The 22067-nt window shown below is 42.4% G+C and carries 21 protein-coding genes; 8 read left to right on the top strand and 13 right to left on the bottom strand.

Features of this window, described 5'->3' with window-relative positions; genetic code table 11:
- Positions 1-36 precede the first annotated feature (36 nt).
- The 5 genes from Q8M62_RS07400 (at position 37) to Q8M62_RS07420 (ending at position 5305) form a co-directional block, all read left to right on the top strand.
- The gene (locus Q8M62_RS07400; RefSeq protein WP_370690558.1) at positions 37-1233 is read left to right on the top strand and encodes a tetratricopeptide repeat protein; all 1197 of its coding nucleotides are present in this window, start codon (positions 37-39) and stop codon (positions 1231-1233) included.
- 209 nt (positions 1234-1442) lie between these two features.
- Positions 1443-1925, top strand: a complete 483-nt coding sequence (locus Q8M62_RS07405; RefSeq protein ID WP_304901023.1) for an Lrp/AsnC family transcriptional regulator — start codon at positions 1443-1445, stop codon at positions 1923-1925.
- A gap of 57 nt (positions 1926-1982) precedes the next feature.
- Positions 1983-2525 carry an NUDIX hydrolase gene (locus Q8M62_RS07410; protein ID WP_304901022.1) on the top strand — a complete coding sequence of 181 codons (543 nt, stop codon included), beginning with the start codon at positions 1983-1985 and terminating at the stop codon, positions 2523-2525.
- 4 nt (positions 2526-2529) lie between these two features.
- On the top strand, positions 2530-3897 hold the full coding sequence (locus tag Q8M62_RS07415) for an MATE family efflux transporter (protein WP_304901021.1): 1368 nt from the start codon (positions 2530-2532) through the stop codon (positions 3895-3897).
- A 58-nt stretch (positions 3898-3955) separates the two neighbouring features.
- The gene (locus tag Q8M62_RS07420; protein ID WP_304901020.1) at positions 3956-5305 is read left to right on the top strand and encodes a M24 family metallopeptidase; all 1350 of its coding nucleotides are present in this window, start codon (positions 3956-3958) and stop codon (positions 5303-5305) included.
- Here Q8M62_RS07420 and Q8M62_RS07425 read toward each other — a convergent pair.
- From Q8M62_RS07425 to Q8M62_RS07475, 11 genes are all read right to left on the bottom strand, one after another.
- Complete coding sequence (locus tag Q8M62_RS07425; RefSeq protein WP_304901019.1) at positions 5299-6480, bottom strand: MFS transporter; 1182 nt, start codon at positions 6478-6480, stop codon at positions 5299-5301. The two genes, Q8M62_RS07420 and Q8M62_RS07425, sit on opposite strands and share 7 nt — an antisense overlap.
- A 51-nt stretch (positions 6481-6531) precedes the next feature.
- Positions 6532-7633, bottom strand: a protein-coding gene (gene prfB / locus Q8M62_RS07430) for a peptide chain release factor 2 (RefSeq protein WP_304901018.1) whose coding sequence is annotated in 2 segments (ribosomal slippage) — positions 6532-7572 and positions 7574-7633 — 1101 coding nt in all. Because the reading frame shifts where the segments join, the coding sequence is not laid out codon by codon here.
- Positions 7634-7698: 65 nt separating this feature from the next.
- A complete protein-coding gene (locus tag Q8M62_RS07435; RefSeq protein WP_304901017.1) occupies positions 7699-8205 on the bottom strand; it encodes a hypothetical protein in 507 nt (168 codons plus the stop codon).
- Positions 8206-8250: 45 nt separating this feature from the next.
- Positions 8251-9318, bottom strand: a complete 1068-nt coding sequence (locus Q8M62_RS07440; RefSeq protein WP_304901016.1) for a branched-chain amino acid aminotransferase — start codon at positions 9316-9318, stop codon at positions 8251-8253.
- 107 nt (positions 9319-9425) lie between these two features.
- Entirely contained in the window at positions 9426-9974 is a 549-nt protein-coding gene (locus tag Q8M62_RS07445; RefSeq protein ID WP_304901015.1) for a cob(I)yrinic acid a,c-diamide adenosyltransferase, read from the bottom strand.
- Positions 9975-10033: 59 nt separating this feature from the next.
- On the bottom strand, positions 10034-10750 hold the full coding sequence (locus Q8M62_RS07450; protein WP_304901014.1) for an ABC transporter ATP-binding protein: 717 nt from the start codon (positions 10748-10750) through the stop codon (positions 10034-10036).
- Positions 10751-10828: 78 nt separating this feature from the next.
- A complete protein-coding gene (locus Q8M62_RS07455; RefSeq protein ID WP_304901013.1) occupies positions 10829-13576 on the bottom strand; it encodes a M48 family metallopeptidase in 2748 nt (915 codons plus the stop codon).
- Between the two features lie 20 nt (positions 13577-13596).
- Entirely contained in the window at positions 13597-13884 is a 288-nt protein-coding gene (gene gatC / locus Q8M62_RS07460) for an Asp-tRNA(Asn)/Glu-tRNA(Gln) amidotransferase subunit GatC (RefSeq protein WP_092729487.1), read from the bottom strand.
- A gap of 13 nt (positions 13885-13897) precedes the next feature.
- Entirely contained in the window at positions 13898-14635 is a 738-nt protein-coding gene (locus Q8M62_RS07465) for a 1-acyl-sn-glycerol-3-phosphate acyltransferase (RefSeq protein WP_304901012.1), read from the bottom strand.
- Entirely contained in the window at positions 14628-15002 is a 375-nt protein-coding gene (locus tag Q8M62_RS07470; protein WP_304901011.1) for a cyanoglobin, read from the bottom strand. The genes Q8M62_RS07465 and Q8M62_RS07470 overlap by 8 nt, the downstream gene beginning before the upstream one ends.
- 28 nt (positions 15003-15030) lie before the next feature.
- Positions 15031-16374, bottom strand: a complete 1344-nt coding sequence (locus tag Q8M62_RS07475; protein WP_304901010.1) for a nodulation protein NfeD — start codon at positions 16372-16374, stop codon at positions 15031-15033.
- Positions 16375-16578: 204 nt separating this feature from the next.
- On the opposite strand from Q8M62_RS07475, the gene Q8M62_RS07480 reads away from it, so the two are divergent.
- The 3 genes from Q8M62_RS07480 (at position 16579) to Q8M62_RS07490 (ending at position 19201) form a co-directional block, all read left to right on the top strand.
- Entirely contained in the window at positions 16579-17757 is a 1179-nt protein-coding gene (locus tag Q8M62_RS07480; RefSeq protein ID WP_304901009.1) for a LysM peptidoglycan-binding domain-containing protein, read from the top strand.
- A 122-nt stretch (positions 17758-17879) separates the two neighbouring features.
- Positions 17880-18434 (top strand): hypothetical protein, encoded by a 555-nt coding sequence (locus Q8M62_RS07485; protein WP_304901008.1) that lies wholly within the window; start codon positions 17880-17882, stop codon positions 18432-18434.
- On the top strand, positions 18434-19201 hold the full coding sequence (locus tag Q8M62_RS07490; protein WP_304901007.1) for a TIGR02757 family protein: 768 nt from the start codon (positions 18434-18436) through the stop codon (positions 19199-19201). Before Q8M62_RS07485 ends, Q8M62_RS07490 begins: the two co-directional genes overlap by 1 nt.
- Positions 19202-19347: 146 nt before the next feature.
- On the opposite strand, the gene Q8M62_RS07495 is transcribed toward Q8M62_RS07490, so the two are convergent.
- Both Q8M62_RS07495 and Q8M62_RS07500 read right to left on the bottom strand, forming a co-directional pair.
- Positions 19348-20562: an acetyl-CoA carboxylase biotin carboxylase subunit family protein gene (locus tag Q8M62_RS07495; protein WP_304901006.1), complete on the bottom strand. Its 1215-nt coding sequence runs from the start codon at positions 20560-20562 to the stop codon at positions 19348-19350.
- Between the two features lie 69 nt (positions 20563-20631).
- On the bottom strand, positions 20632-22053 hold the full coding sequence (locus Q8M62_RS07500; protein ID WP_304901005.1) for a M17 family metallopeptidase: 1422 nt from the start codon (positions 22051-22053) through the stop codon (positions 20632-20634).
- Positions 22054-22067 lie beyond the last annotated feature (14 nt).

The raw sequence follows: 22067 nt of genomic DNA on the forward strand, positions 1-22067 counted from the left end.
TCGCCTTAATTTTGCAATCAGAACCAAAAGAAAGTAATGATTAGTCCTGTTTGGAAAGTAATTTCGAGTTTGTTGTTAATGTTGGTTTCATGTCAGGTTTTTGCTCAGGCAGGTGACCCTGTCGTGCCGGCCAATCCCTCCGGATACCTCTTGCTTGACAAAGGTCTGCAATACCGCGTAACCAAGTCAATCAATAGCATGTATGATTTTGACTTTGTAACTGCCGAACGGGATTTTGCAGTGATTATGTACCAATATCCGGAACACCCGCTCCCCGATTTTTTGATGGCTTTGGGCTATTGGTGGCGAATCGAGGTTGATGTGACCAATACCAAGTTCGATAAAATTTTTATTCAATACCTCGATCGTGCAAATGAGAAAGCAGAGCGGATGTATAAAGAAGATCCTAAGAACAAAGAGGCTGCGTTCTTTTTAGCGGCAGGATATGGTTTTCAGGGAAGGTTATACAGTGAAAGGAAGAGTTGGACTAAAGCGACTTGGGCTGGAAGAAATGCGCTGAAATATATGGAACTGAGTAGGGGTGAAGAAGAATTCAATCCCGAGCTATTATTAGGTGATGCATTGTTTAATTATTTTTCAGTGTGGATCCCTGAGAATTATCCAATACTCAAGCCCGTGATGGCGCTTTTCCCAAAAGGAAATAAACAATTGGGGCTTCAGCAGTTAGAAACTGTGGCTTCAAATGCTTTTTACACGCGAGTTGAAGCGCAATATTTTCTTTTTCGATTGTATGCTTCTGAAGAAAAACGGCCTTATGATGCCTTGAGAATTTCGGAATATCTGCATACAAAATTTCCGAATAATCCATATTTCCACCGTTCATATGCCAGGCACCTCTACACAGTAGGGCGATGGACGGAGTCTGTGGAAAAATCAGTTGAGATTTTAGACAGAATCGAGCAGCGGCAATACGGATACGAATCGAATAGTGGAAGATTCGCTGCCTTTTATGTTGCTGAATATAATAATCGTATCGGCAATAAAGCCGAAGCAAAAAAATACTACCTGAAGACCGTCGCTTATGGAGAGGAATCAGAATCTCAGGAGAGCGGATATTATTTGCATTCTTTAATTCAGCTTGGGAAAATGGAGTCTGAGTCGAAAAATAAAGAACAGGCGCGAAAATATTTCGACCAGGTGAAAAAATATGCAAAGCGAAAACACCCCGCTCATAAGGAGGCTCGCGATTTTATCAAAAAGAATAAACTTTAATTTAATTTCTCCCGTTTTAAAACTTTATAACAGGAGATAATTTGAATTTTTTCAAGTGTGCAAGGAGTTTCAACAGTATTCTTTGCCGATTTCCTTCAAAAGATTAACATTATTTTGATTTCCGCTTATCAAAAAGGGTTAAATCAATTTAAAACATTCATCAATTATATTAACTTTGTACCACATAAAATTTTGTAAATCCGAAAGACATGGATAATAACGTTAGAATAAAATTTGACAAAATAGATCGCAGGATACTTGAAATCCTTCAAGCAAATGCAAAAATCACCAATGCCCAGTTGTCCAAAGACATTGGACTTTCTCCCGCTCCAACCCTAGAGCGAGTAAAAAAATTAGAGCAATCAGGCATAATTAAAAGTTACCATGCTAAACTGGATCCGGAAAGAATTGGATTAGGTGTAAGCACTTTTGTGTTGGTAAGCTTAATAGGACATAACAAAGGAAACATTGATGCCTTTATGAAGGAGATTAATGAAATTCAGGAAGTCATTGAGTGTCATCACATCACTGGCACAGGCGACTTTATTTTGAAGATCATTGCAAAAGATATTACCGCTTATCAGAAATTGATGCTGGAAAAAGTTTCCGAGATCAAAGAGGTGGATTCCATGCAATCCATGGTAATTCTCTCTACCTTTAAAGATTCAAAAGTGCTCCCAATTCCTGCGTAAGTAAGGATTTAAGAATAAATTTAGGGCGGCTCAACCGCCCTTTTTTTTTGGAAAAACATGACGGAAAATCCCTGGCAAACGCTAAAAGTATCGACAGTATATGAAAATCCTTGGATAAGGATGGAGCACCATGATATTGTGAATCCTACCGGAAAAGCCGGGATTTATGGTGTTGTTCATTTTAAGAATCGGGCAATAGGGATTATCCCGATTGACAAGGAAGGGAATACCTGGCTTATTGGCCAATACCGGTATGCATTGAAGGAATATTCCTGGGAAATCCCCATGGGTGGAGGGCCAAATGAGTTGGATCTATTGGAATCCGCCAAACGAGAACTGAAAGAGGAAACTGGATTAACTGCTGAGAAATGGACTCAAATCATGAAAATCCACACCTCCAATTCGGTGACCGATGAACTTGGCTATGTTTATTTGGCAAAAGATCTTACTCAAGGCGAAACTGAATTCGAGGAAACGGAAGTACTTCAGGTCAAAAAGCTTCCCTTTCAGGAAGCGCTTGATATGGTGATGTCCGGTGAGATCACAGATAGTTTAAGCATAGCAGGAATATTAAAGGCTGCCAGAATATTGGGATTTTAATACTATGACTCTTAAAGATCACTTAAATACAACTTTTCATCTGGCATACCCTGTGATGTTGAGCCAACTCGGCCAAGTGTCTGTTGGTGTGGCAGACAGCATGATGGTGGGCAGGCTGGGTGCTTTGCCGTTAGCAGCAGCTTCCTTGGGCAATAGTATTTTTTTCGTATTGATGATGTTTGGAATAGGAATTTCCATGGGAATTACCCCCTTGATTTCCATTGCGGAGGGAAAAGGGAAAATCAAACGAATTTCCCGATTGTTTACCCATGGCTTGTGGATCAATCTTGCAACAAGTATCCTGCTTACAGCAATTGTTTTAGGCTTGTCGCAGGGGCTGTTTTTTCTGAATCAACCCGAGGATGTCGTAGTTCTGGCGATTCCTTACTTGCTCATAATTACAGCTTCTCTGATTCCAATGATGGTTTTTCAGACCTTCAAGCAAATGGCAGAAGGGCTCTCGCAGACCAAACAAGCCATGTATATCACCATTTTTTGCAACTTGATCAATATATTTCTCAACTGGGTGTTAATTTGGGGGTATTTGGGTGCACCTGCCTTGGGATTGAACGGAGCAGGTCTTGCCACTTTGATTTCAAGAATTTTAATGATGGTTTTGATGGGTGCTTATATTCTATTTTCGAAGCGCTATCAAATTTATCAATTCAGCCTTTCCATTCGGAACGCAAGTTTGCCCATGATTTACAGGATCTTGAAAATCGGTGTGCCAACAGGCTTTCAGTTTATTTTTGAAGTTTCAGCATTTAGTGCTGCTGCAATCATGATGGGCTGGATAGGCGTAAATGCCTTGGCAGGACATCAGATTGCACTCAATTTAGCATCGATCAGCTACATGATGGCGACAGGCCTGGCTACTGCTGGAATGATCCGGGTAAGTAATCAGATTGGAAAAGGTAACCCAAAAGCAATGCGGGAGGCGGGTATGGTGGTGTTTGGAATGGTAATCGTTTTTATGTTCAGTGCTGCGGTGCTTTTTGTCGCAGCCAGATTCTTCTTGCCAACCTTATACATCGATGATCCGGAAGTGATTGCCCTAGCGGCTTCCTTGCTGATCATTGCCGGTCTTTTTCAACTCTCTGACGGGGTACAAGTAGTTGGGCTTGGAGTATTGAGAGGAATGGAAGATGTAAAAGTTCCCACATTAGTGACCCTGATGGCCTATTGGGTTTTGGGATTACCCTTGGGTTATCTTTTCGCTTTTGAGTTTGGTATGGCTGAAAAGGGTATCTGGTATGGCTTACTGATAGGGTTGAGCATCACTGCGGTGATCCTGTTTTACAGGTTTCATGCCTTGAGCAAAAGGCGACTACTCAAGAAGCCGGTTCCTCATGTTCATTCATCAATTCCGTAAAAGGCGCTTCTGTTTTTGAGGCTAAGAGTTATATTCGAACAAATCTAATTTGAATTTTATGAAGCGACTTTTAGTACTCTTTTTAGGGGTTTTAACCTCTGTTTCCTCTTTTTCCCAACAGCCAGCAGTGCTTTCCCAGCGTGCACAGGCTGAAGTGGTCGATTCTTGGTTGGAAGATCGAATTCAGAATCTTTTGCCAAGTCTCATGACTGAAACAGGCATAGACATGTGGATTGTGATGTCTAGGGAGTACAATGAGGACCCAGTGATCCGTACGCTATTGCCTGCAACTTGGCATGCTGCCCGTAGAAGAACTATTCTGGTTATGTATCAGCCAACACCAACCGCAAAGGTTGAAACCTATGCAGTAGCACGATATGACGTGGGAAAATCCTTCAAAAAAGCATGGGATCCAGAAGCACAGCCTGATCAATGGAAAGCGCTGATGGAAATCATTTCTGCAAAGAATCCTAAGAAGATAGGACTAAACTTTGCCAAGGATTATGGTCATGCAGATGGTTTGACACATTTTGACCATGAGGAATTTCTTAAAAATCTTCCTTTAGAATATAAAGCTAAAGTAACTTCCGCTCAGACTTTGGCTGTGAGATGGCTTGAGACGCGTACTCCAGCAGAAATGGCCACCTACAAGCATATTCAGGAATTAGCGCACTTCATTATTGCTGAGGGGCTTTCTGATCGGGTCATCACTCCCGGCGTGACGACCACGGAAGATGTGGTTTGGTTTTATAGGGAAAAAATAGTGGAGATGAAGTTGGATACTTGGTTCCACCCAACGGTAGATATTCAAAGGCCGGATCCTGCTTCGGATGAGGCAAGCCGTTCTTTCGCCGTCAGGCCAAGTGAGCAAGTGATTATGCCGGGAGATTTGCTTCACATTGACTTTGGGATTACGTATTTGAGACTAAATACCGACACCCAGGAATTGGCTTACGTCCTGAAAGCAGGAGAAACAGAAGTGCCAAAATACCTTCAGGATGCATTGGCTGTAGGGAATCGTCTACAAGACATTCTGACCTCCAACTATGTGGCAGGAAGAACAGGAAATGAGATTCTCAGAGAAGCGAGAAAGATGATGCAAACAGAAGGAATTCGTGGTACCATTTACACGCATCCTTTGGGCTATTATGGTCACTCAGCCGGACCTACTATCGGCATGTGGGACAATCAGGGTGATACTCCTGGGGCCGGTGATTTTCCACTCCATGCCAATACTGGCTATGCAATTGAGTTGAACGCCGTTGTTTTTGTCAAAGAATGGAACAAGGATGTCAGGGTGATGCTCGAAGAAGGCGCCTTCTTTGACGGGAAAAAAGTCACCTATTACAATGGCCGGCAGAAGTCAATTTTGGCGATTCCGAGAGTAAGCGACTATTTGGGTTATTGATGAGCTAAATAGGTTTTTCGGTCTCTTTTGATGAAAAATAAGATCAAAAATGCCAGAAAAGCAACACCTCCCGAAGCAAGGAAAACGAGTCTAAAATTCTCGGGATTGTTTGCATAAAGCCATCCCGAGATCACCGCTCCGACGCCGATGCCGCTTTCCAGGAAGATATACATTGTCGCAAGTGCTCTTCCTCTGAATCTATCCAAAGAAAGATCCACCACCCAAGCAGTCGTAGTAGGACTGTACATGCCCACCGCAGCTCCAAAAAGGACCCCTGAGGAGAGTAATACTGCCTTGCTTTCTGCATAAGCTACCGCAACCATCGCCAACATCATGCAGACTACAGCAGCTCTCAGGACTACCACTCGTCCATATCGGTCAGAAGTCTTTCCTGCTATAAGTCGGATACCCAAAGAAGAAATAGTAAAAACAGCAAAGAATAATCCTTTATTTTTAATTCCAAGATAAGTGGAAAAGTCTGGTATAATGGTCAGAACTACTCCGAAAGAGAATACGGATAGAAATAAAATTATTGAAGGTAATAGGACCCGCTTTTCGATGATCTCATGCCGATTTAGCTTGAACATGCTAAGGGAAATCGGCTCCTTTTCCTGAAGTGTTTCCTTAAGTTTGAGTAAAATCAGAATAGAGAAAATCGCCGTAAAAGCCGCACAATAAAAAACCGTGTTGATCGACCAAATGCTAGCAATCCAGCCACCCACAGCTGGTCCTGCGGCCATTCCCAGCGAACCAAAAAGCGATTGGATTCCCATGGCCTCCCCCCTTTTTTGAAAAGGAACGATATCAGCAACATAAGCGGAAGCGCCGGTTGGAGTGAAGCCTGCCGAAAATCCGTGAGCAAATCTTAAAAACAGGAATCCTGAAACAAAGGTCAACAGCGGATACAGCAAGCCTACCACAAAACAGACCGTTGCACCTACCATCATCACTGGAATCCGGCCGATTTTGTCTGCTAATTTTCCACTGAACGGCCTGGAAAGTCCAGCTGAAAGGGTGAATAAAGCAATGATCAATCCTTTGTAATCTTCTCCTCCCAGAGAACTCAGGTATGCCGGAAGTTCGGGAATGATCATATTGAATGATGAGAAAAAGAGAAAGGAGCTAGCACAAAGCAGAAAAAAATCAACCGTGTAAAAAGAGGGTAAAGGGCGCATCCGGTTTAGTAATGGAAAGTAAAAGGCCGAAAACAATTCCGGCCTTTTTAATTAATCTTTTTTTGCTTCTTCTTCACTCTGTGCGAGTAGGAATGCTTTCATGAATTCATTCAGCCCGCCGTCCAATACGTTCTGCGCATCAGAAGTTTCGTGGCCGGTTCGATTGTCTTTCACCAGTTTATATGGGTGAAGGACATAGTTTCGGATTTGTGATCCAAAGTCTACTCGAAGTTTTGAGGATTCAATTCGCGCGATCTCTGCATTTCGCTTCTCCAGTTCCATCTGATAAAGTCGGGACTTCAACATTTGCATCGCTTTCTCGCGGTTGGCAAGTTGAGATCGCTCGATTTGGCAGACTACTACTATCCCCGTAGGCTTGTGCGTCAGCTGAACTTTGGTTTCCACCTTGTTCACATTCTGACCACCGGCACCACCTGAACGGGAAGTATGCAATTCTACGTCTGCGGGATTGATGTCTATCTCAATCGTGTCATCCACTTCCGGATAGGCATAAACGGATGCAAAAGAGGTGTGACGCCTTCCTCCTGAGTCAAATGGGGAGATTCGTACCAAGCGGTGAACTCCGGTTTCGGATTTCAGGAAACCGTAAGCAAGTGGTCCTTCGAATTCTAAAGTCGCTGATTTGATTCCCGCTACTTCTCCTTCTTGGACATCCACTTCCCGGACTTTATACCCGTTTTTTTCACCCCACATGATGTACATACGCATCAGGATGGAAGCCCAATCGTTGCTTTCAGTTCCGCCGGCGCCCGGGTTGATTTCAAGTACGGCATTGAGCTGGTCTTCCTCATTGGAGAGCATTTTTTTGAGCTCCAACTCTTCCACAGCATCTTTTGCAGCCAAAAACTCAGCCTTCAGTTCCTCCTCTGGTACCTCACCTGCGCTGTAGAATTCATACAGCACATCCAAGTCTTGGATTTTTTGATCCAAACTTTCAAAAGAATTGGTCCAGCCTTTACGGACTTGGATTAGTTTCATTGTTTTTTCGGCTTCTTCTGGGTTATTCCAGAAGTCTGCCTGGGCCGATACGGCCTCGAAGTCTTCTATTTCTGCTTTCTTACGATCGTAGTCAAAGATACCTCCTCAAAGCCGATGTGCGGGCTTTCAAGTCTTTCAGTTGTTCTGAAGTCATCTGTCTAGGTTAAATTTAAAGTGCAAAAGTCTAAAAAAATATCCGCTTTTGCCAGCAAACTTTAACTATTCCATCCTCATCAGGATGATTTGAATGCCGTATCCGGTCGTGTTTTTGAAGGTTTTATAACGCAATGGCAACAGCGCCAGTCCCGTACCAATCAAAATCCCGGAAGTGATTGCCACTCCCTGATCGATTTGAAGTTGACTTTGTTGATAAATACTGTTTACTGCCTCTACGGTCATTAAAATTCCACCTGCCCCGAGAAATAGGGCTGTCAGATTTCTGAGCGTACTGTTTCTTGGATCTTTATCTCGGATTCCTACTTCCAAAATATCGGAAGGACTAAGAATATTCTCCTTGAGATAAATGTAATCCGTATCCAAACTGACAATCTGGTCAGTGATAAAATATCCCAGCTTTTTACTTTTGTAAGTGATGGATTCCCCCGGATAATACCTCAATTGGGATTTTTGATTTTTGCCTCTTTTCAGGAGCAGGAAATCTTTGCCTTGGGCATGAGCTCCTATTTGAATGAAAAAGAAAAACGCAATGAATAAGCTTAACTTCATAAGTGAAAAATAACAAAAAAAGGGAAGTTGCCTTCCCCTCCATATTTAGATTTTTACGATCCAATTTCTTGTGTCGGGAATTTCTCCGTACTTAATTCCGTCCAATTCATTCAAAACTTTATTTGAAAAGGCATCCGGTCCTTTTTCAGGCAAAAGGTAGTCTTGACCGTTCACATTGATTTTGGAGATGTGCGCAATAGTTGCTGCTGTTCCTGTACCAAAAGCCTCTTTCAAACTCCCATTTTTCAAAGCTTCTTCCAGCTCTGAAACAGTCAGGAATCTTTCTTCCAGTGGCTTGTTCCAATCTTTTGCAAGTTTGATGACAGAGTCTCTTGTTATCCCTTTCAGTATTGTACCAGTATTAGTGGGTGCGGTAATCAAAGTTCCATTAATGTCAAACATCACATTCATGGTGCCACTTTCTTCGATTTTACTGTGGGATTTCCCATCGGTCCAAAGAAGCTGATCATAACCAGCCCGCTGAGCCTGAAGTGCCGGGAAAAGTGATGCGGCATAGTTTCCTGCAGTTTTTGCTGCTCCGGTTCCTCCTTCAGTTGCTCTGGTGAATTCGGTTTCAACTTTCACACTCACAGGCTTGCTGTAATAAGCTCCAACAGGGCAGGTGAATATGATGAATTTGTAGGTGTCGGATGGTTTCACTCCGATGTAGTTGTCCATCGCAAACATGTATGGACGGATGTACAAACTGGCACCTTTACCTGAAGGAACCCAATCCCGGTCTAAATCTAGAAGCTGAAGTAATCCTTCCATGAAAATTTCTTCAGGGATCTCCGGCATACACATTCTAACAGCGGATTCATTCATTCGTCTGGCGTTGGCATCACCTCTGAAGATTAATATTTCACCTTTTTCATTTTTGTAGGCTTTCATGCCTTCAAATATGGATTGACCGTAGTGGAGAGCGGCGTTGGCTGGATGAAGATCCAAACTTCCATAAGGTTCGATCCTCAAATCCGTCCACTCTCCGTTGATAAAGTCCGCCACAAACATGTGATCAGAGATTGTTCTTCCAAATACCAAGTTTGAAAGGTCAGTGTCTGGGAGTTTTGACTTTTTAGTTTTTTGAACCGGGATTGCTAGTGAGGTCTTCATGCTCATTGTGGTTGGTGCAAAATAGGATTTTTTGCTGGGTGAATACTAAGCCTAAAAGGCTAAAGGGTTAACATAGGAGGCTAAATTACCAAAAAAGACTGTGCTTTTTATAATCTTGGTCTCCAAGTTACTTCTTCAATTTCAAGTTCCATTGCCATCTTTCTCCCCAATACAAAAAGGTAATCAGATAGCCTGTTTAGGTACTGAATCACTAAATCTGAGACAGGCTCAAATGATGCGAGTTCGACAACGATACGTTCGCTTCGTCGGCAAACAGTTCTCGCCAAATGGCAAAAAGAAACTGATTGGTGTCCGCCAGGCAAAATAAAAGCTGTCAACATCGGGAGTTGCGTATCCATCAGGTCCATTTCTTTTTCCAGAGATTCTACATCCTCTACATGAAGATCTGGTTTTTTTACTTTGTCTTTTCCGGGTACAGTGGCAAGATCAGCACCGATAGTGAACAATCTGTCTTGGATTTCTTTTAAAAACTCCGACCGCTTCTCATTTACTTTCTGGTCTCTGAGTAAGCCCAGGTAGGAATTGAGTTCATCAATCGTCCCGTAAGCGTCAATTCTCAAGTCAGATTTAGGAACTCTTACGCCTCCCAATAATGATGTGATTCCTTTGTCTCCTGTTTTTGTATAGATTTTCATTCTCCCTCGTTTCGTTCGGAGGCAAAATTAAGAATCTATTCGAATTAACTGGGCTAAAATCAAACAGTCATTGGGACACCTCTTGTAGGATTGGGATTGATTTTGTCAGTTTCTACCAATCCATCCCGAAGTCTGATCACCCGATGGGCGTAGTGAGCAATATCATCCTCGTGGGTAACCATGATTATGGTATTTCCGCTGGCATGTAATTCATGAAAAAGCTCCATGATTCCATGGGAAGTTTTGGAATCCAAGTTACCGGTGGGCTCATCGGCCAAGATGATGCTTGGATTATTTACCAGCGCTCTGGCAATGGCGACACGTTGGCGCTGACCACCAGAGAGCTCGTTGGGACGGTGTTTGGTTCGGTCTCCCAAGCCTACATTATCAAGTGCTTTGAATGCCAATTCTTCTCGTTCAGATCTGCTGTAACCCGCATATACTAAAGGTAAAGCCACATTATCCAGGCAACTGGCTCTCGGAAGTAGGTTAAAAGTCTGGAATACGAATCCGATTTCCTTATTTCTGATTTCGGCTAGTTCATTTTCACTCATGTCGCTAACGTCCCGACCTGCCAAAATGTAGGTTCCTGAAGTAGGGGAATCAAGACACCCAATGATATTCATCAATGTAGACTTACCAGAACCGGAGGGCCCCATGAAGGCTACGTATTCTCCTTTGTCCACAGTGATGCTGACCGATTTAAGGGCTTGAATAATTTCGGAGCCCATTTTGTAGGTTTTGTTGATTTCGTGGGTTTCAATGACTCTGCTCATGATATAAAATTTCGATTAAGGTAGTGGTTTAGTTCTTAATATTTGAAAGATCAATGCGTCAAAATACGTGAAAAAACCTTAATAGTTGGTCCCTTGCAGCAATTCTATTTCATCCCAAGTGAGCCATGAACTCATCTCCTGAAGGGCTGAGGTAGCGTAATTATCCAAACCAATCCGCTTGGCGGCCTGAACTTTTCGGATCCAAAGCATTGGGTCTTTGTTGAATTCGGTGGCAGAGTTAAGTAATTCATATTGATCCAGTGGATCTTTTAGTCGATCTGCAGCGCATAGAATCAACGGAGTTTTATAGGGGTTGGAATTCAGCTCCTCACCTACTTGAAGAAATTCCGTGAATGAAAGCAGTGAAGCTTGATTTGACCAATCAGGATTTTGGAGAAAAGCAGCCAGCTTTTCTTCGTTTTCAACTTTTCCTTTTAGAAAATTTCCTAATTCATTCAATTGAAACTTAGTCAAGCCGTGGGCTTTTCTTTCCAAGAGTAGAAAAGCGAAGGTTCCTTTCCACTCTGGAGAAGAGATTACCTTCCACTGATCAAACAGCTTATCAGGAATGTTTTGGTTGAATTTGGAAAGAATAATCAGAAATTCATCAGTAGTACTTTGACCTGGAATTTGAAATTTCTCTTTGAATTCTGCTGCTTTTGCGTCAAATCCTCCCAGTTGAAGGATGATTAAATGATGCGGTCTGAAAGCCTTGAAGCCTTTTTCTTCTGCTACAATCAGATCTTTGGAAGCCTTTTCAAAATCAAGATTTTGAGCCAAAATCCCTGCAGTGAGATTTAGATAGTAACCTGCGTCACCGGGATTTCTGAATGCCAGACCGTTTAGATTTTTCACTGATTCGTTGACTCTTCCGGCAGCCAAACTTCGGATGGAGGCCGTTTCCTGTACCTGCATCAGGTATTCCAGCATATTCTCCTGTCTGCTGACAGAATCTAGCCAAACCAACTCTTCTGCGGTAGATGAGAAATTTTTTAAAGAAAAGAGATTTCGAAGACCTGCGTTCAAAAGCATCGATGATGTTTCTTTTTCCAACTGTTCACGAAGGCGCTTCAGCTCACTCGTTGGATTAACAATCCCCTGTAGATTATTACTGGCCGTTCTATTGATTTTAAAGATCAATTCATTTCCAAGCTGAGTATCCTGTCCATCTTTTTGAAGCTTACTTTGCAAGGCAATCAGATTGGAGGAAAGTATCGGATTATCCGATCCATGGGAAGACAACAGCTTAAGTGCTTCTTCTGGCTTTTGAATCTTGACATAAAGTAGCGCCAGATTATTGATAAGAAATGGATTTTCGGGAAATCTCCGGAGACCATTTTCGAGGTAATAGACCGCCTCAAAAGGTTTATTTTCCCGAATCATCCTTGAACTCTGCAAAATTATATTGTCGATTTGTGGGGCTTCTGAAAAACTTTGATCCAAATGCTGTTTGGCAAGTGTGGGCTGGTTGAGATCAAAAAGAAGCTGCGCAGTAGCATTTTTCGCCTTTTGGTTCTTCCGAAAAGCGGCCCAAGAATTTTCATACAATATACTCGCTTCCAGCTTTTGACCGGTTTGGTAGTAGTAATCACCAAGAATAGAAGTGGTCATGGAGTTGACTTGCGGTGCTAGGACTGCATCCATATAGATCGTAACTACCAAAATCGATATCAATCCCCCTATCCGAAGGTGATAGTAAGGAAGCGAATAAGGCTTGAAAAGAATTTTATCCACAGATTTTCCGGAGTCCATGACTGAAAGAAAATTGCTCAGAATATAGACCATGAAAAACAGCGAAAACCCAAACTGGGAATAAACGATCAGATGCTTCAAAAACTCTTCAGCAGCTTGATTTCCTGAAATTTCGAGCTTCCAGATGACCCAAAATGTAACTCCAAAACCCAAAATAAAGAGGGTTTTTAGAAATGCCGGAAATGCTGCAATCTCGGGGACTTGATCGATTTTTGCAGTTGTTGATATCCAGCCAAGTATGCCTATAGGAAAGATCAGATAAATTGGAGAGAATGTCGGGAAAGGGAGATTCGCATCTCCTTTTAAGTCCAATAAAAGAAAAACCAAAGTCAAAAGATAAAGCCCTGATATCCCCAGAAATTGAATGGAGATTTTCATGCTTACATTCCGATTCGCTCTGGCGAGCAGAAGATAAATGCCGGAAACAACTCCGTGCCCTTGCCAAAAAATCCATGCGATTGCCATTCCAAGGCCAATCACTAAGCTTTGCTCTGAAAGATATAGGGCTGGGTTTGCAATCGGACTGAGCCTAATCAATGCAAAAATAGTTGCTCCCGAACTTAGAAATACTATTACCCATCTTAGGCCAAACGCAGTGTTTGTTCTCCAGACGTGGAAATAAATAACAGGCAAAATAGTACCTGAAATCAACACGATAAGAGGAGTATTGGAACTTGGAGAACCTATATTCAGCCCGTTGGAATTGGCCAGTGTCAATAAAATAATCCAAGCAGCTCCTGCTAGGAGAAAGGGGACTTTTTTGAAAGTACTGAAAAGTGCTAAAACTGAAACGGAGATCAGGAATATAATCCCTCCAAACAAGTAGCTCTCAGCCAAAGTAAACCCCGGAGGTAAGGAGTGGAATTCCTGAAAAACCAGAAAATTATCAACCTGAATCGGAAACGAAAGCGTTCCGAGATTTACCCAATCCAATGGGATTGCCACAGCATCCAGAAAAGCAGCGGGGACAATATTTGGATAATAAGCTGAACCAAAAATGAAGGAATATACCGCAAAAAACCCTCCCGTCACTAGGAGCAGGAGGGCTGAGATTTTTGCAAAGGAGCTAGGCAAGGAAGTTTTATTCAACATTATTATTCCAGAACCTTTGGTACACGGAAATAGTCAGCGTCTCTTTTTGGAGCATTTTTCAAGCCAGCTTCATGATCTAGGTGAGGACCTGCTTTGTCTTCCCGCATGATATTGACTTCTGAGGACATGGTAGTTAGCGGCTCGATCGAGCTGGTATCCAATTCATTCAATTGCTCGACCCAGTCCAGAATCTGAGACATGTCTTTGGACATTTTTTCAGCAGAATTTTCGTCAAATTCCAATCTCGCCAAGTGGGCTATTTTTTTTATGGAGTCTTTATCTATTTTCATTTTGCGGGTTGTTCTAAGCTTTATTTACGGGGTTGTCTTGATCGAGTTGATTTTGAATAGTCCTAAAACAAGCCTCCTTTAACTTCTCATCAGTCTCAAAATCTTTAGGATATAAAGCATGGTGCAAAACCATTTTGGCAGGTATTCGACGAAGAAGAAACTTTCCGTCCTCGGGCAAAATTAGATGATTATAAGATAAAGTGACAGGGATGACAGGGATTTGTTTCTCCATGGAAAGTCGAAAAGCCCCATTTTTGAAAGCAACCATCTTTGGAGGATGCTTGGTATAAATGCCCCCTTCGGGAAATAGCACAATTCCACTTCCCTGATCTAAGGCCTCGCTAGCTCTCCGCATTGTTTCAGCCCGACTTTTAAGTCGATCTCGATCCACAGCGATATGGAGGTTTTTGAAGTAATATCCGAAAAGCGGTGCTTTTCGGATGGAGGCTTTTCCAATAAATAGCACATCACCGGGAATGAATCCCATCATAGCCACATCAAGGTAACTGAAGTGATTGGCCATAAAGATGTAGGATTTCCCTTTTTCTATTTTCCCTTGAATCTCTATTTTCACAGGAAGGAAAATCAATGAAAAGTAGATTTTAGCCCAATATTGATTGATTTTTCGTCCATATTTTTTCCATCCCGGCACCCAAATGCAGATTAGGAAAAGTGGAAAAATCACCAGAAATGTGAGCAGAAACGCTACCGCTACGTATATCGAGTAAATGCGTGCCAAAACCCTACTCATGGTTAATCATGTGGTTGGCGACTTTGATAAAATACCCCATCATAAGCTCCTTTGCATGCTGTTCCGGCTTTAGTTTGTCCAAGGCAGTGAGCATAGCATTCAGCCAATGATCGCGCATACCGGGATCGATTTTCCAATCCAGATGTCGCATTCTCAGCCTCGGATGTCCCCGTTCTTCCAAATAAGTTTGAGGACCTCCAAAGACTTGCAGTAAAAAAAGAAAAAGTCTTCTTTCTGCAGGCTCGAGATCTTCTGGATAGAGTTTTCGCAAGGCTTGGTTTTGTGCCACTTCCCGGTAAAAATGTCGCGTCAGCTGACGGATTTGGTCTTCGCCGATCAATTCATAAATGGATTGAAATGAATTCATGCCGCAAACTTAGCGAAATATTCTTCGATCAGGATTCGAGTTTTTTCACCTTGAGAGAGGTGCCTTCAGTGGAAACGACAATGATTTTTTCACCTTGATCAATGAAATCTCCCCTGGAGCTTGCATCATAGATCTCCCCATCTATTTCGACCCTTCCGCTGGGTCTCAATCGTGAGTGAACAATTCCTTCTTTTCCCAAAAGCGATGCTGCATAGATGCTTGAAGTATAACCTTCACTGCGTTCCTGAATGCTGGATAAGGTGATGGTGCTGAATGCACCCCATTGATTAATTTTGGGAGTCAACCAAAAGACTAATCCGACTGATGCAAGTGCGGCCAGAATTACTGTTAACAATGCTCCGAAAAGTTGAGAGGCAGGCACAAAATCGAAGTTGAAATCCTGATTGGGAAGCATTCCAAGTACTAATCCCCCCAAAATGAACACAATGCCCAAGACTCCAAAAATTCCAAAACCGGGAATTACAAACAGCTCCACGGCTAACAGAATAATTCCGGTAATAAAGACTAAAATCTCCCAATTCTCCGCCAGGCCATTGAGATAGAAAGGGATGAAATAAAGTAAAGTCGCTACGACGGCTGCCAAGATCGGAAATCCAACTCCCGGGGTTTGAAGCTCAAAATAAATACCTCCGATGATGATCAAGATCAGAACACCACTTATGGCGGGATTAAGAAAAAAGGAGATGATTTTGTCGATAAAATCCTCCTCATAAGCGATAATTTCAGCAGTATCGAGATTTTGAGCTTTCAAAATTTCATCAATAGATTTATACTCTCCTTCACAAAAACCATGTTTGATTGCTTCTGAAACAGAAAAAGTGATTACTGTACCTGCTTCGGAAATACCCTCAATTTCGATTTTTTCATCCACCATGCCTTCTGCGATTCTGGGATCCCGGCCCTTAGCTTCAGCTGTACTTCGCATCATTGATCTCATGTAGGACTGGTATTTGTCAGGAGCAGCAGCGCCATCTGCACCACTTACTACAGTGGCAGCGCCAATACTTCCGCCCGGTGCCATGTAGATACTATCACATGCAATGGAGATCAAAGCTCCTGCCGAGGCCGCGTCCTTATTGATGAAAACATAAACCGGAATTTCGGACTCAAGAATCATTGTTCGAATTTCATCGGCATCATTTACCGCTCCTCCATAGGTATCCATCTCGATTAGAATGAGTGTGGCTTCGGATTTTTTGGCTTCTTCTAAGGCTAGCTTCACACGCCGGTTCATTGCAGGATCGATATTCGAATCGATTTTGAATGTGTATACTTTATTAGCCTTATCCTGCGCATTCAGAGAAAAGCAGGTTAAAACGAAAATAAAAACGAAGAGGAAATGAAGTCGCATTTTTAGCTAAATATTAGTTACAAAAGATAAGGATCACCTGATCATTACGATAATTTTTTACAGCAAGATTCCCATTGGGCTTTGTACTATTTGTGTTAGAAAAGAAATAAGGCTTCCAAAAGCCATTAATCGGTAATTCTAGCATAATTCTTGCGAATTGTATGTTGGATTTTTGATTCATTTCATTTGAAACCTTTGATTAACATGACTTCCAAACCCAAACTTATAAGCTCCCTTATTCTGGTTTTGTTTTTAACCTATTCGTATTCAAAAGCTTCAGACCTAAATTTAGGAGATTCAGTTGGTGTTGAAAGAGTAGGAGACAAAACTTTCATCTTGCATAAGGTAAGCCCTCAGGAAACTCTTTTTGCGATTTCAAGAAAGTATCAAGTCCCTGTTGGGGAGATCCAAAATTCAAATGAGGTACTTAAGCAAGGCTTAAAAATCGGTCAAACAATCCGTATTCCTTATGCTGAGAAAATGGCCTTGGATGCTGGTTCTACACTTCACAAAGTTGCTCCGGGCGAAACACTCTTCTCTATATCGAAAAAATACGGGATTACAGTAGATTCGCTGAAGCAGTGGAATAAGCTTCTCGGGAACGACCTGAGTGTGGGTCAAGCCTTAGTTGTTAAAGAAATAGCTTTGCAGCCAGCCGTAACTGCTCCTTCCCAAGTAATCGCTTCCACTTCAACAGTAGCAACCGCCACAAAACCTGAGAAAGTTGTAAATCAACCCAAATCAGAACCTAAGCCTATCGAGAAGAAACCGGAACCTGTGGAGACCAAACGAGCACAGACAGAGACTCTTAATGCTCCAAAATCCACTCCAAGCTCAAATGTAAGTGCTACCCCGATCGTGCCAGGAGAATGGATTTCACACACAGTGAAGTCAGGTGAAACATTGTTTTCGCTCTCCAATCAATATGATTCCAGTGTAGAAGATTTGATAAAGTGGAATGGCCTTACTTCCAATAATCTACGCTCAGGCCAGGTGATCAAAGTTGGAAGAGCGGCTGATGGACCTTCGACAGTCCCTGTGATCGGAACTCCAAGAGTTGCAGCCAGCACAGCAGGGATGACTGTAGAACCAACAGTGGAAAACACATCCGGAGGATTCAAGAATGTCAAAGAAACCGGCCAAGCAGAATTAATAGAAGGTACCGGCGGGCACAAAAAGTACCTCGTATTGCATCGTGAAGCGCCTGTAGGAAGTATCATGCGCGTCAAAAATGAAGAAAACGACATCACGATTTTTGCCAGAGTAGTGGGCAAGCTTCCTGAAACCGGCGATAATTCCAAATTAGTTATTAAACTCTCCCAAGCAGCATTTGACCAACTCAAAGCGGTCAATCAGCGCTTCCCAGTGGAAGTATTATATTAAAAATTCAGCAACTCATCACCTTAAAAGCCGGCGAAAGTCGGCTTTTTTCATGTGGTTCGTTGCAATGGATTCTTTGTCATTGTAGTCTTCCAAGCTTACCTTTGTGACGATAGCACCCCACAATGAACAAAGTCCAACTTTTCTTTCATCATGCATTCCGATTTATATGGAATGCTATTTTTATTATTTCCTATCCTATTTTGGCTAGTTTTGGTTTGCTTTTTATCGGATTTACCTTCCTTTTTTCCAAGCTTTCTTTTCTATTGACCCGATTGAGGCCTGATAGCAAAACTATTGTTCTGAAGGAATCTGATTGGAAAACAATGGATTATTCCAATGACCTGCTTGAGGCTAAAGTTTGTATGCAAATAATGTTTGGACCATCTGGATTTAAGTTGAGAAGGAAGGATGGCGTGCCTTCAGTATTGCAGGATTATGTTTTTGGGAATAAGGTGAGAGTGTTGGAAGAGGGATTTATTTTGGAAAAATGGAATACCATGGAACCAAAAGAAATGCCTGATTTCGATATTTGTCTTTATGATCCCGACCGGGATTCTTTGAGGTCACTTACTACAATCAAAAGCTTTGATTGGCATGTTTCCGAGAAATTGGACAATGAACTTTCCTTCAAATGGTTTGATGGGACACAAGGTGGAGAGGTGAAAGTTCAGCTCTGATGCAGCATTTGAAGGATTTTTTAGACCAAAAAGTCGAGCAGTACAATCAGCCCGGATTCATTGCCAATGATCCTATTTCGATTCCTCATCGGTTTTCAAAAAAGCAGGACATTGAGATTTCAGGTTTCTTTGCGGCTATACTGGCTTGGGGGCAGCGAAAAACAATCATTAATAAATGCCTGGAGCTTTTTCAGCGAATGGACAATGCGCCGCATGATTTCCTTCTGAATCATCGAGAGATCGATCTCAGACCTTTTTTGAGTTTCAAGCATCGAACTTTCAATGATATTGATACCCTTTATTTCATTCACTTTTTGACATGGTTTTATAAAAATCATGAAAGTTTGGAAGAGGCTTTTTTAAAAGGTCAAACCGGTCATCTGGATTCGATGGAATCGATACTAAGTCAATTTCATATTTTCTTCTTCAGCTTAGAGGATGCTCCAACTCGAACCAAAAAGCACATCGCAACACCGGCACGCAAAGCCGCCTGCAAGCGGATTTCGATGTTCCTGCGCTGGATGGTGCGGTCGGATGACAAGGGTGTGGACTTCGGTCTTTGGAAAAACATTGCTCCCGCTCAGTTGATTTGCCCCTGTGATCTGCATGTGGATCGAGTAGGGAGAAAGCTTGGGCTCATTACCAGAAAACAAACTGACTGGTTGACAGCATTGGAGTTGACTCAAAAGCTCCGGGAGTTTGATCCGCTGGATCCGGTCAAATATGACTTTGCACTCTTTGGATTGGGGATAGAAGAGAAGTTTTAGGAAGCTTATGGATTATAGTCCATAGACTATGGCAGATATTGCATTCGGAAAGAATGAGGCAATAGGAACGAAATTTATATTAAAAAGAACAGACTAATTTTCAATGTGAAGAATGCCATGGACTATTAGCTATGGACTATCAACTTTTAATGAAACTTCTTCACCTCCGGTGCATCAGCACTTGTGGACAAGTCTGTAGCAAATCGCTCCGCATAATTATCCAGCAATTGCATCACACGTTCTTGCTTCGGAGATTTCACGATCAGTCCTGCGTGATAGTCTAAGGGTACCCGGAAACAAACTTCAGGATCGTCAAAGCCACTCAGATCAGGATGTTCATATTTAGAAAGGGTCAACACGATACCTGCGTAATTTTTGGTCACTTTAGGAAGTTTGTACTTTTCGTGTTTAACTACCGCATCCTCTATTTTTGCCCATTCTTCCCATAGGTTAACTTCTGTGGCCGCTTCGACCATTTCGGCTAGATGTGCTCCACCCACGCGTGAGGCAGTTTCCAAAAAGTAAATTTGTCCATCTTCCCTGCTTTTGATGAATTCGGTATGGGAAGTTCCGTTTTTTAATCCAAAGGCTTTCATGATTTCCTCGTTTACCTTTTTGATCGCTTTATCGTCCTCAGAGCCGTATTTAATGTTGGCAGATCGGAAGATTCCTCCTCCCTGCGAGATTTCCATCGGAGTAGCCAAATAGCGAGATACCGTCAAAAACAAAGTTTTACCATCCAACTGAAGTCCATCTGCATGGTAAACATCACCGGGTTTGAATTGCTCCACGAGGTAATAAACCCTGTTTTCACCCAATTCATTGATGTGTTTCCAGAGGTCCTCCTTGTTGTGGACTTTGATAATGCCATGTGCAGAAGCCTCTGATCTTGGTTTTAAAACCCAAGGCGCGTCTACCGTATCGGCAAATTGATTGATTTCCTCATTATTGAAAAGGGGAGAAAAGGGAGGGACTCTGATTCCGGCATCTTTTGCACGCATTCGCATGGCAAGTTTGTCACGGAAATATCTCCCGGTGGTTTGTCCCATTCCCGGAATTCGGAGATTTTCGCGCAGAAAAGCGGCTTTTTCTACGTCGTAATCATCCAATGCGATAATGGCTTCGATTTTATGATCTTTCATCAGGCCACCTACACCCTTCAAAAGCAAATCCATATCCCAATCTAAATCCTGACCGGGCATGTAAAAAACCTCATCGATGTATTCAAATGCCCAAGGCTTATCGCGGAGCTGCGCTGTAGTCACCAGAAAAACCCGGTTCCCCTGTTTTTTGAGGGCGATCAAGAATGCATTTCCTTTAAAATAATTTGAGATGCAGAGAAAAGTTTTGGGAGTGGTCATGAATGAATAATTTTATTCACAAAAAGTGAAAAAAAATCCGACAAATCGGAAGACTTGCCGGATAAATTTTTAAAGTTGATTCTCAATATACCTCAACAAAAGGCTAACACCATAAGCCGTGCCTGTTTTGGTTTTGGAAAATTCACCGTCTCCAAAAGCCACTCCGGCAATATCCAAATGCGCCCAAGCCGGATGTTCATGAGTAAAAGCCTGTAGAAATTTGGCTGCTGTGATCGCTCCTGCGAAGGGTTTTCCATGGTAGTTTTTGATGTCTGCGATTTCAGAATCCATTTCCCTCCCGTAATTATCCCAAAGTGGAAGCGGCCATGACTTTTCACCGACTTCCTCGCCTGCCTGCTGCAAACCGTGTGAAAGATTTCCATCATTGCTGAAAAGTGCAGCACATTCAAACCCAAAAGTCCCGATAGAACTCCCAGTTAAGGTCGCCAAGTCAATGATTTGATCTGTTTTGTAGTTTTTGACCAAATAAGAAAGTCCATCAGCCAAAATCAAACGGCCTTCCGCATCGGTATCGATTACTTCGATGGACAAGCCGGCATGACTCCCAATTACTTCCGAAGGAAGATACGCTTCCTTGTCAATTGCATTTTCGACCGCTGGAACTATAGCGGTAAGATTGATGGGGAGTTCCATTTCAGCGACAAGTTGAGTAGTTGCCAAAACAGCAGCAGCGCCTCCCATATCAGATTTCATGTGGTGCATCCCCTGCGTTTTTACATTCAGTCCGCCGGTATCGAAAGTGACACCTTTTCCCACCAAACCCAGATGAAACTTTGCTTTTGGATGTCGATATTCCAGAATTATGAATTTTGGATCTTTTGCCGAACCTCTTCCCACGGCTAAAAAGGCATCCAATCCTTCTGATTTTGCCTTTTTAGAGTCAAAAACCTTTACGTCCAGCTTTGCTTTTTTTCCTAGACTTTTAGCCCAGTCGCCAAGGTATTCTGGAGTGATTTTATTTGGTGGAAGGTCTACCAGTTTTAGCGCTTCCATCTTTGCGGCAGCAATTTTCCCGGCACGTTCAGCCAATGATTTGGCCTTGTCAAGCGTAGTAATAACTTCCACTTTTAGTTTGGAGTACTCCTTGGCTTTTTCTTTTTTGTAAAAACCTATTGAATAGGAGCCCAGCTGAAAGCCAACAAGGGCAGCTTCAACCTGCTCGCCTGAAAAAGAATCGGAAAAATCGATCAACACCTCTTTTTCAACCAACTCCGGATTTTTGGATAGGATTCTCCTGAAGGAATTTTCAATGGCCTTATACTCGGGGTTTTTCCCGAGGCCGATTAATAATATGAGCCTATTTTCAAAGGCTAGGGAATAGGAAGAGTCTTTTTTGCCTGAAAAAAGCACGGAGCTTAAACCTTGGAACCCCAACTTTTCCCGGAGGGTTTCTTCTGAATTTTCTTCGAAAACGGGTATGATCCTCAAAGCTGATGTTGAGGTGTTTTTTGGATTTGTTTTGAATTGCATAAAAGATAATTGTG

Source organism: Algoriphagus sp., assembly GCF_030694375.1.
In the GTDB taxonomy this organism is placed as follows: Bacteria; Bacteroidota; Bacteroidia; order Cytophagales; family Cyclobacteriaceae; genus Algoriphagus.

Bases quoted from the DNA above. Each gene is read 5' to 3' on its own strand.
- Q8M62_RS07405 (WP_304901023.1), top strand. From the start codon at position 1,443: ATGGATAATAACGTTAGAATAAAATTTGACAAAATAGATCGCAGGATA.
- Q8M62_RS07485 (WP_304901008.1), top strand. From the start codon at position 17,880: ATGAACAAAGTCCAACTTTTCTTTCATCATGCATTCCGATTTATATGG.
- Q8M62_RS07400 (WP_370690558.1), top strand. From the start codon at position 37: ATGATTAGTCCTGTTTGGAAAGTAATTTCGAGTTTGTTGTTAATGTTG.
- Q8M62_RS07490 (WP_304901007.1), top strand. From the start codon at position 18,434: ATGCAGCATTTGAAGGATTTTTTAGACCAAAAAGTCGAGCAGTACAAT.
- Q8M62_RS07465 (WP_304901012.1), bottom strand. From the start codon at position 14,635: ATGAGTAGGGTTTTGGCACGCATTTACTCGATATACGTAGCGGTAGCG.
- Q8M62_RS07450 (WP_304901014.1), bottom strand. From the start codon at position 10,750: ATGAGCAGAGTCATTGAAACCCACGAAATCAACAAAACCTACAAAATG.
- Q8M62_RS07420 (WP_304901020.1), top strand. From the start codon at position 3,956: ATGAAGCGACTTTTAGTACTCTTTTTAGGGGTTTTAACCTCTGTTTCC.
- Q8M62_RS07410 (WP_304901022.1), top strand. From the start codon at position 1,983: ATGACGGAAAATCCCTGGCAAACGCTAAAAGTATCGACAGTATATGAA.
- Q8M62_RS07435 (WP_304901017.1), bottom strand. From the start codon at position 8,205: ATGAAGTTAAGCTTATTCATTGCGTTTTTCTTTTTCATTCAAATAGGA.
- Q8M62_RS07440 (WP_304901016.1), bottom strand. From the start codon at position 9,318: ATGAAGACCTCACTAGCAATCCCGGTTCAAAAAACTAAAAAGTCAAAA.
- gatC (WP_092729487.1), bottom strand. From the start codon at position 13,884: ATGAAAATAGATAAAGACTCCATAAAAAAAATAGCCCACTTGGCGAGA.
- Q8M62_RS07475 (WP_304901010.1), bottom strand. From the start codon at position 16,374: ATGCGACTTCATTTCCTCTTCGTTTTTATTTTCGTTTTAACCTGCTTT.
- Q8M62_RS07445 (WP_304901015.1), bottom strand. From the start codon at position 9,974: ATGAAAATCTATACAAAAACAGGAGACAAAGGAATCACATCATTATTG.
- Q8M62_RS07500 (WP_304901005.1), bottom strand. From the start codon at position 22,053: ATGCAATTCAAAACAAATCCAAAAAACACCTCAACATCAGCTTTGAGG.
- Q8M62_RS07415 (WP_304901021.1), top strand. From the start codon at position 2,530: ATGACTCTTAAAGATCACTTAAATACAACTTTTCATCTGGCATACCCT.
- Q8M62_RS07425 (WP_304901019.1), bottom strand. From the start codon at position 6,480: ATGCGCCCTTTACCCTCTTTTTACACGGTTGATTTTTTTCTGCTTTGT.
- Q8M62_RS07495 (WP_304901006.1), bottom strand. From the start codon at position 20,562: ATGACCACTCCCAAAACTTTTCTCTGCATCTCAAATTATTTTAAAGGA.
- Q8M62_RS07470 (WP_304901011.1), bottom strand. From the start codon at position 15,002: ATGAATTCATTTCAATCCATTTATGAATTGATCGGCGAAGACCAAATC.
- Q8M62_RS07480 (WP_304901009.1), top strand. From the start codon at position 16,579: ATGACTTCCAAACCCAAACTTATAAGCTCCCTTATTCTGGTTTTGTTT.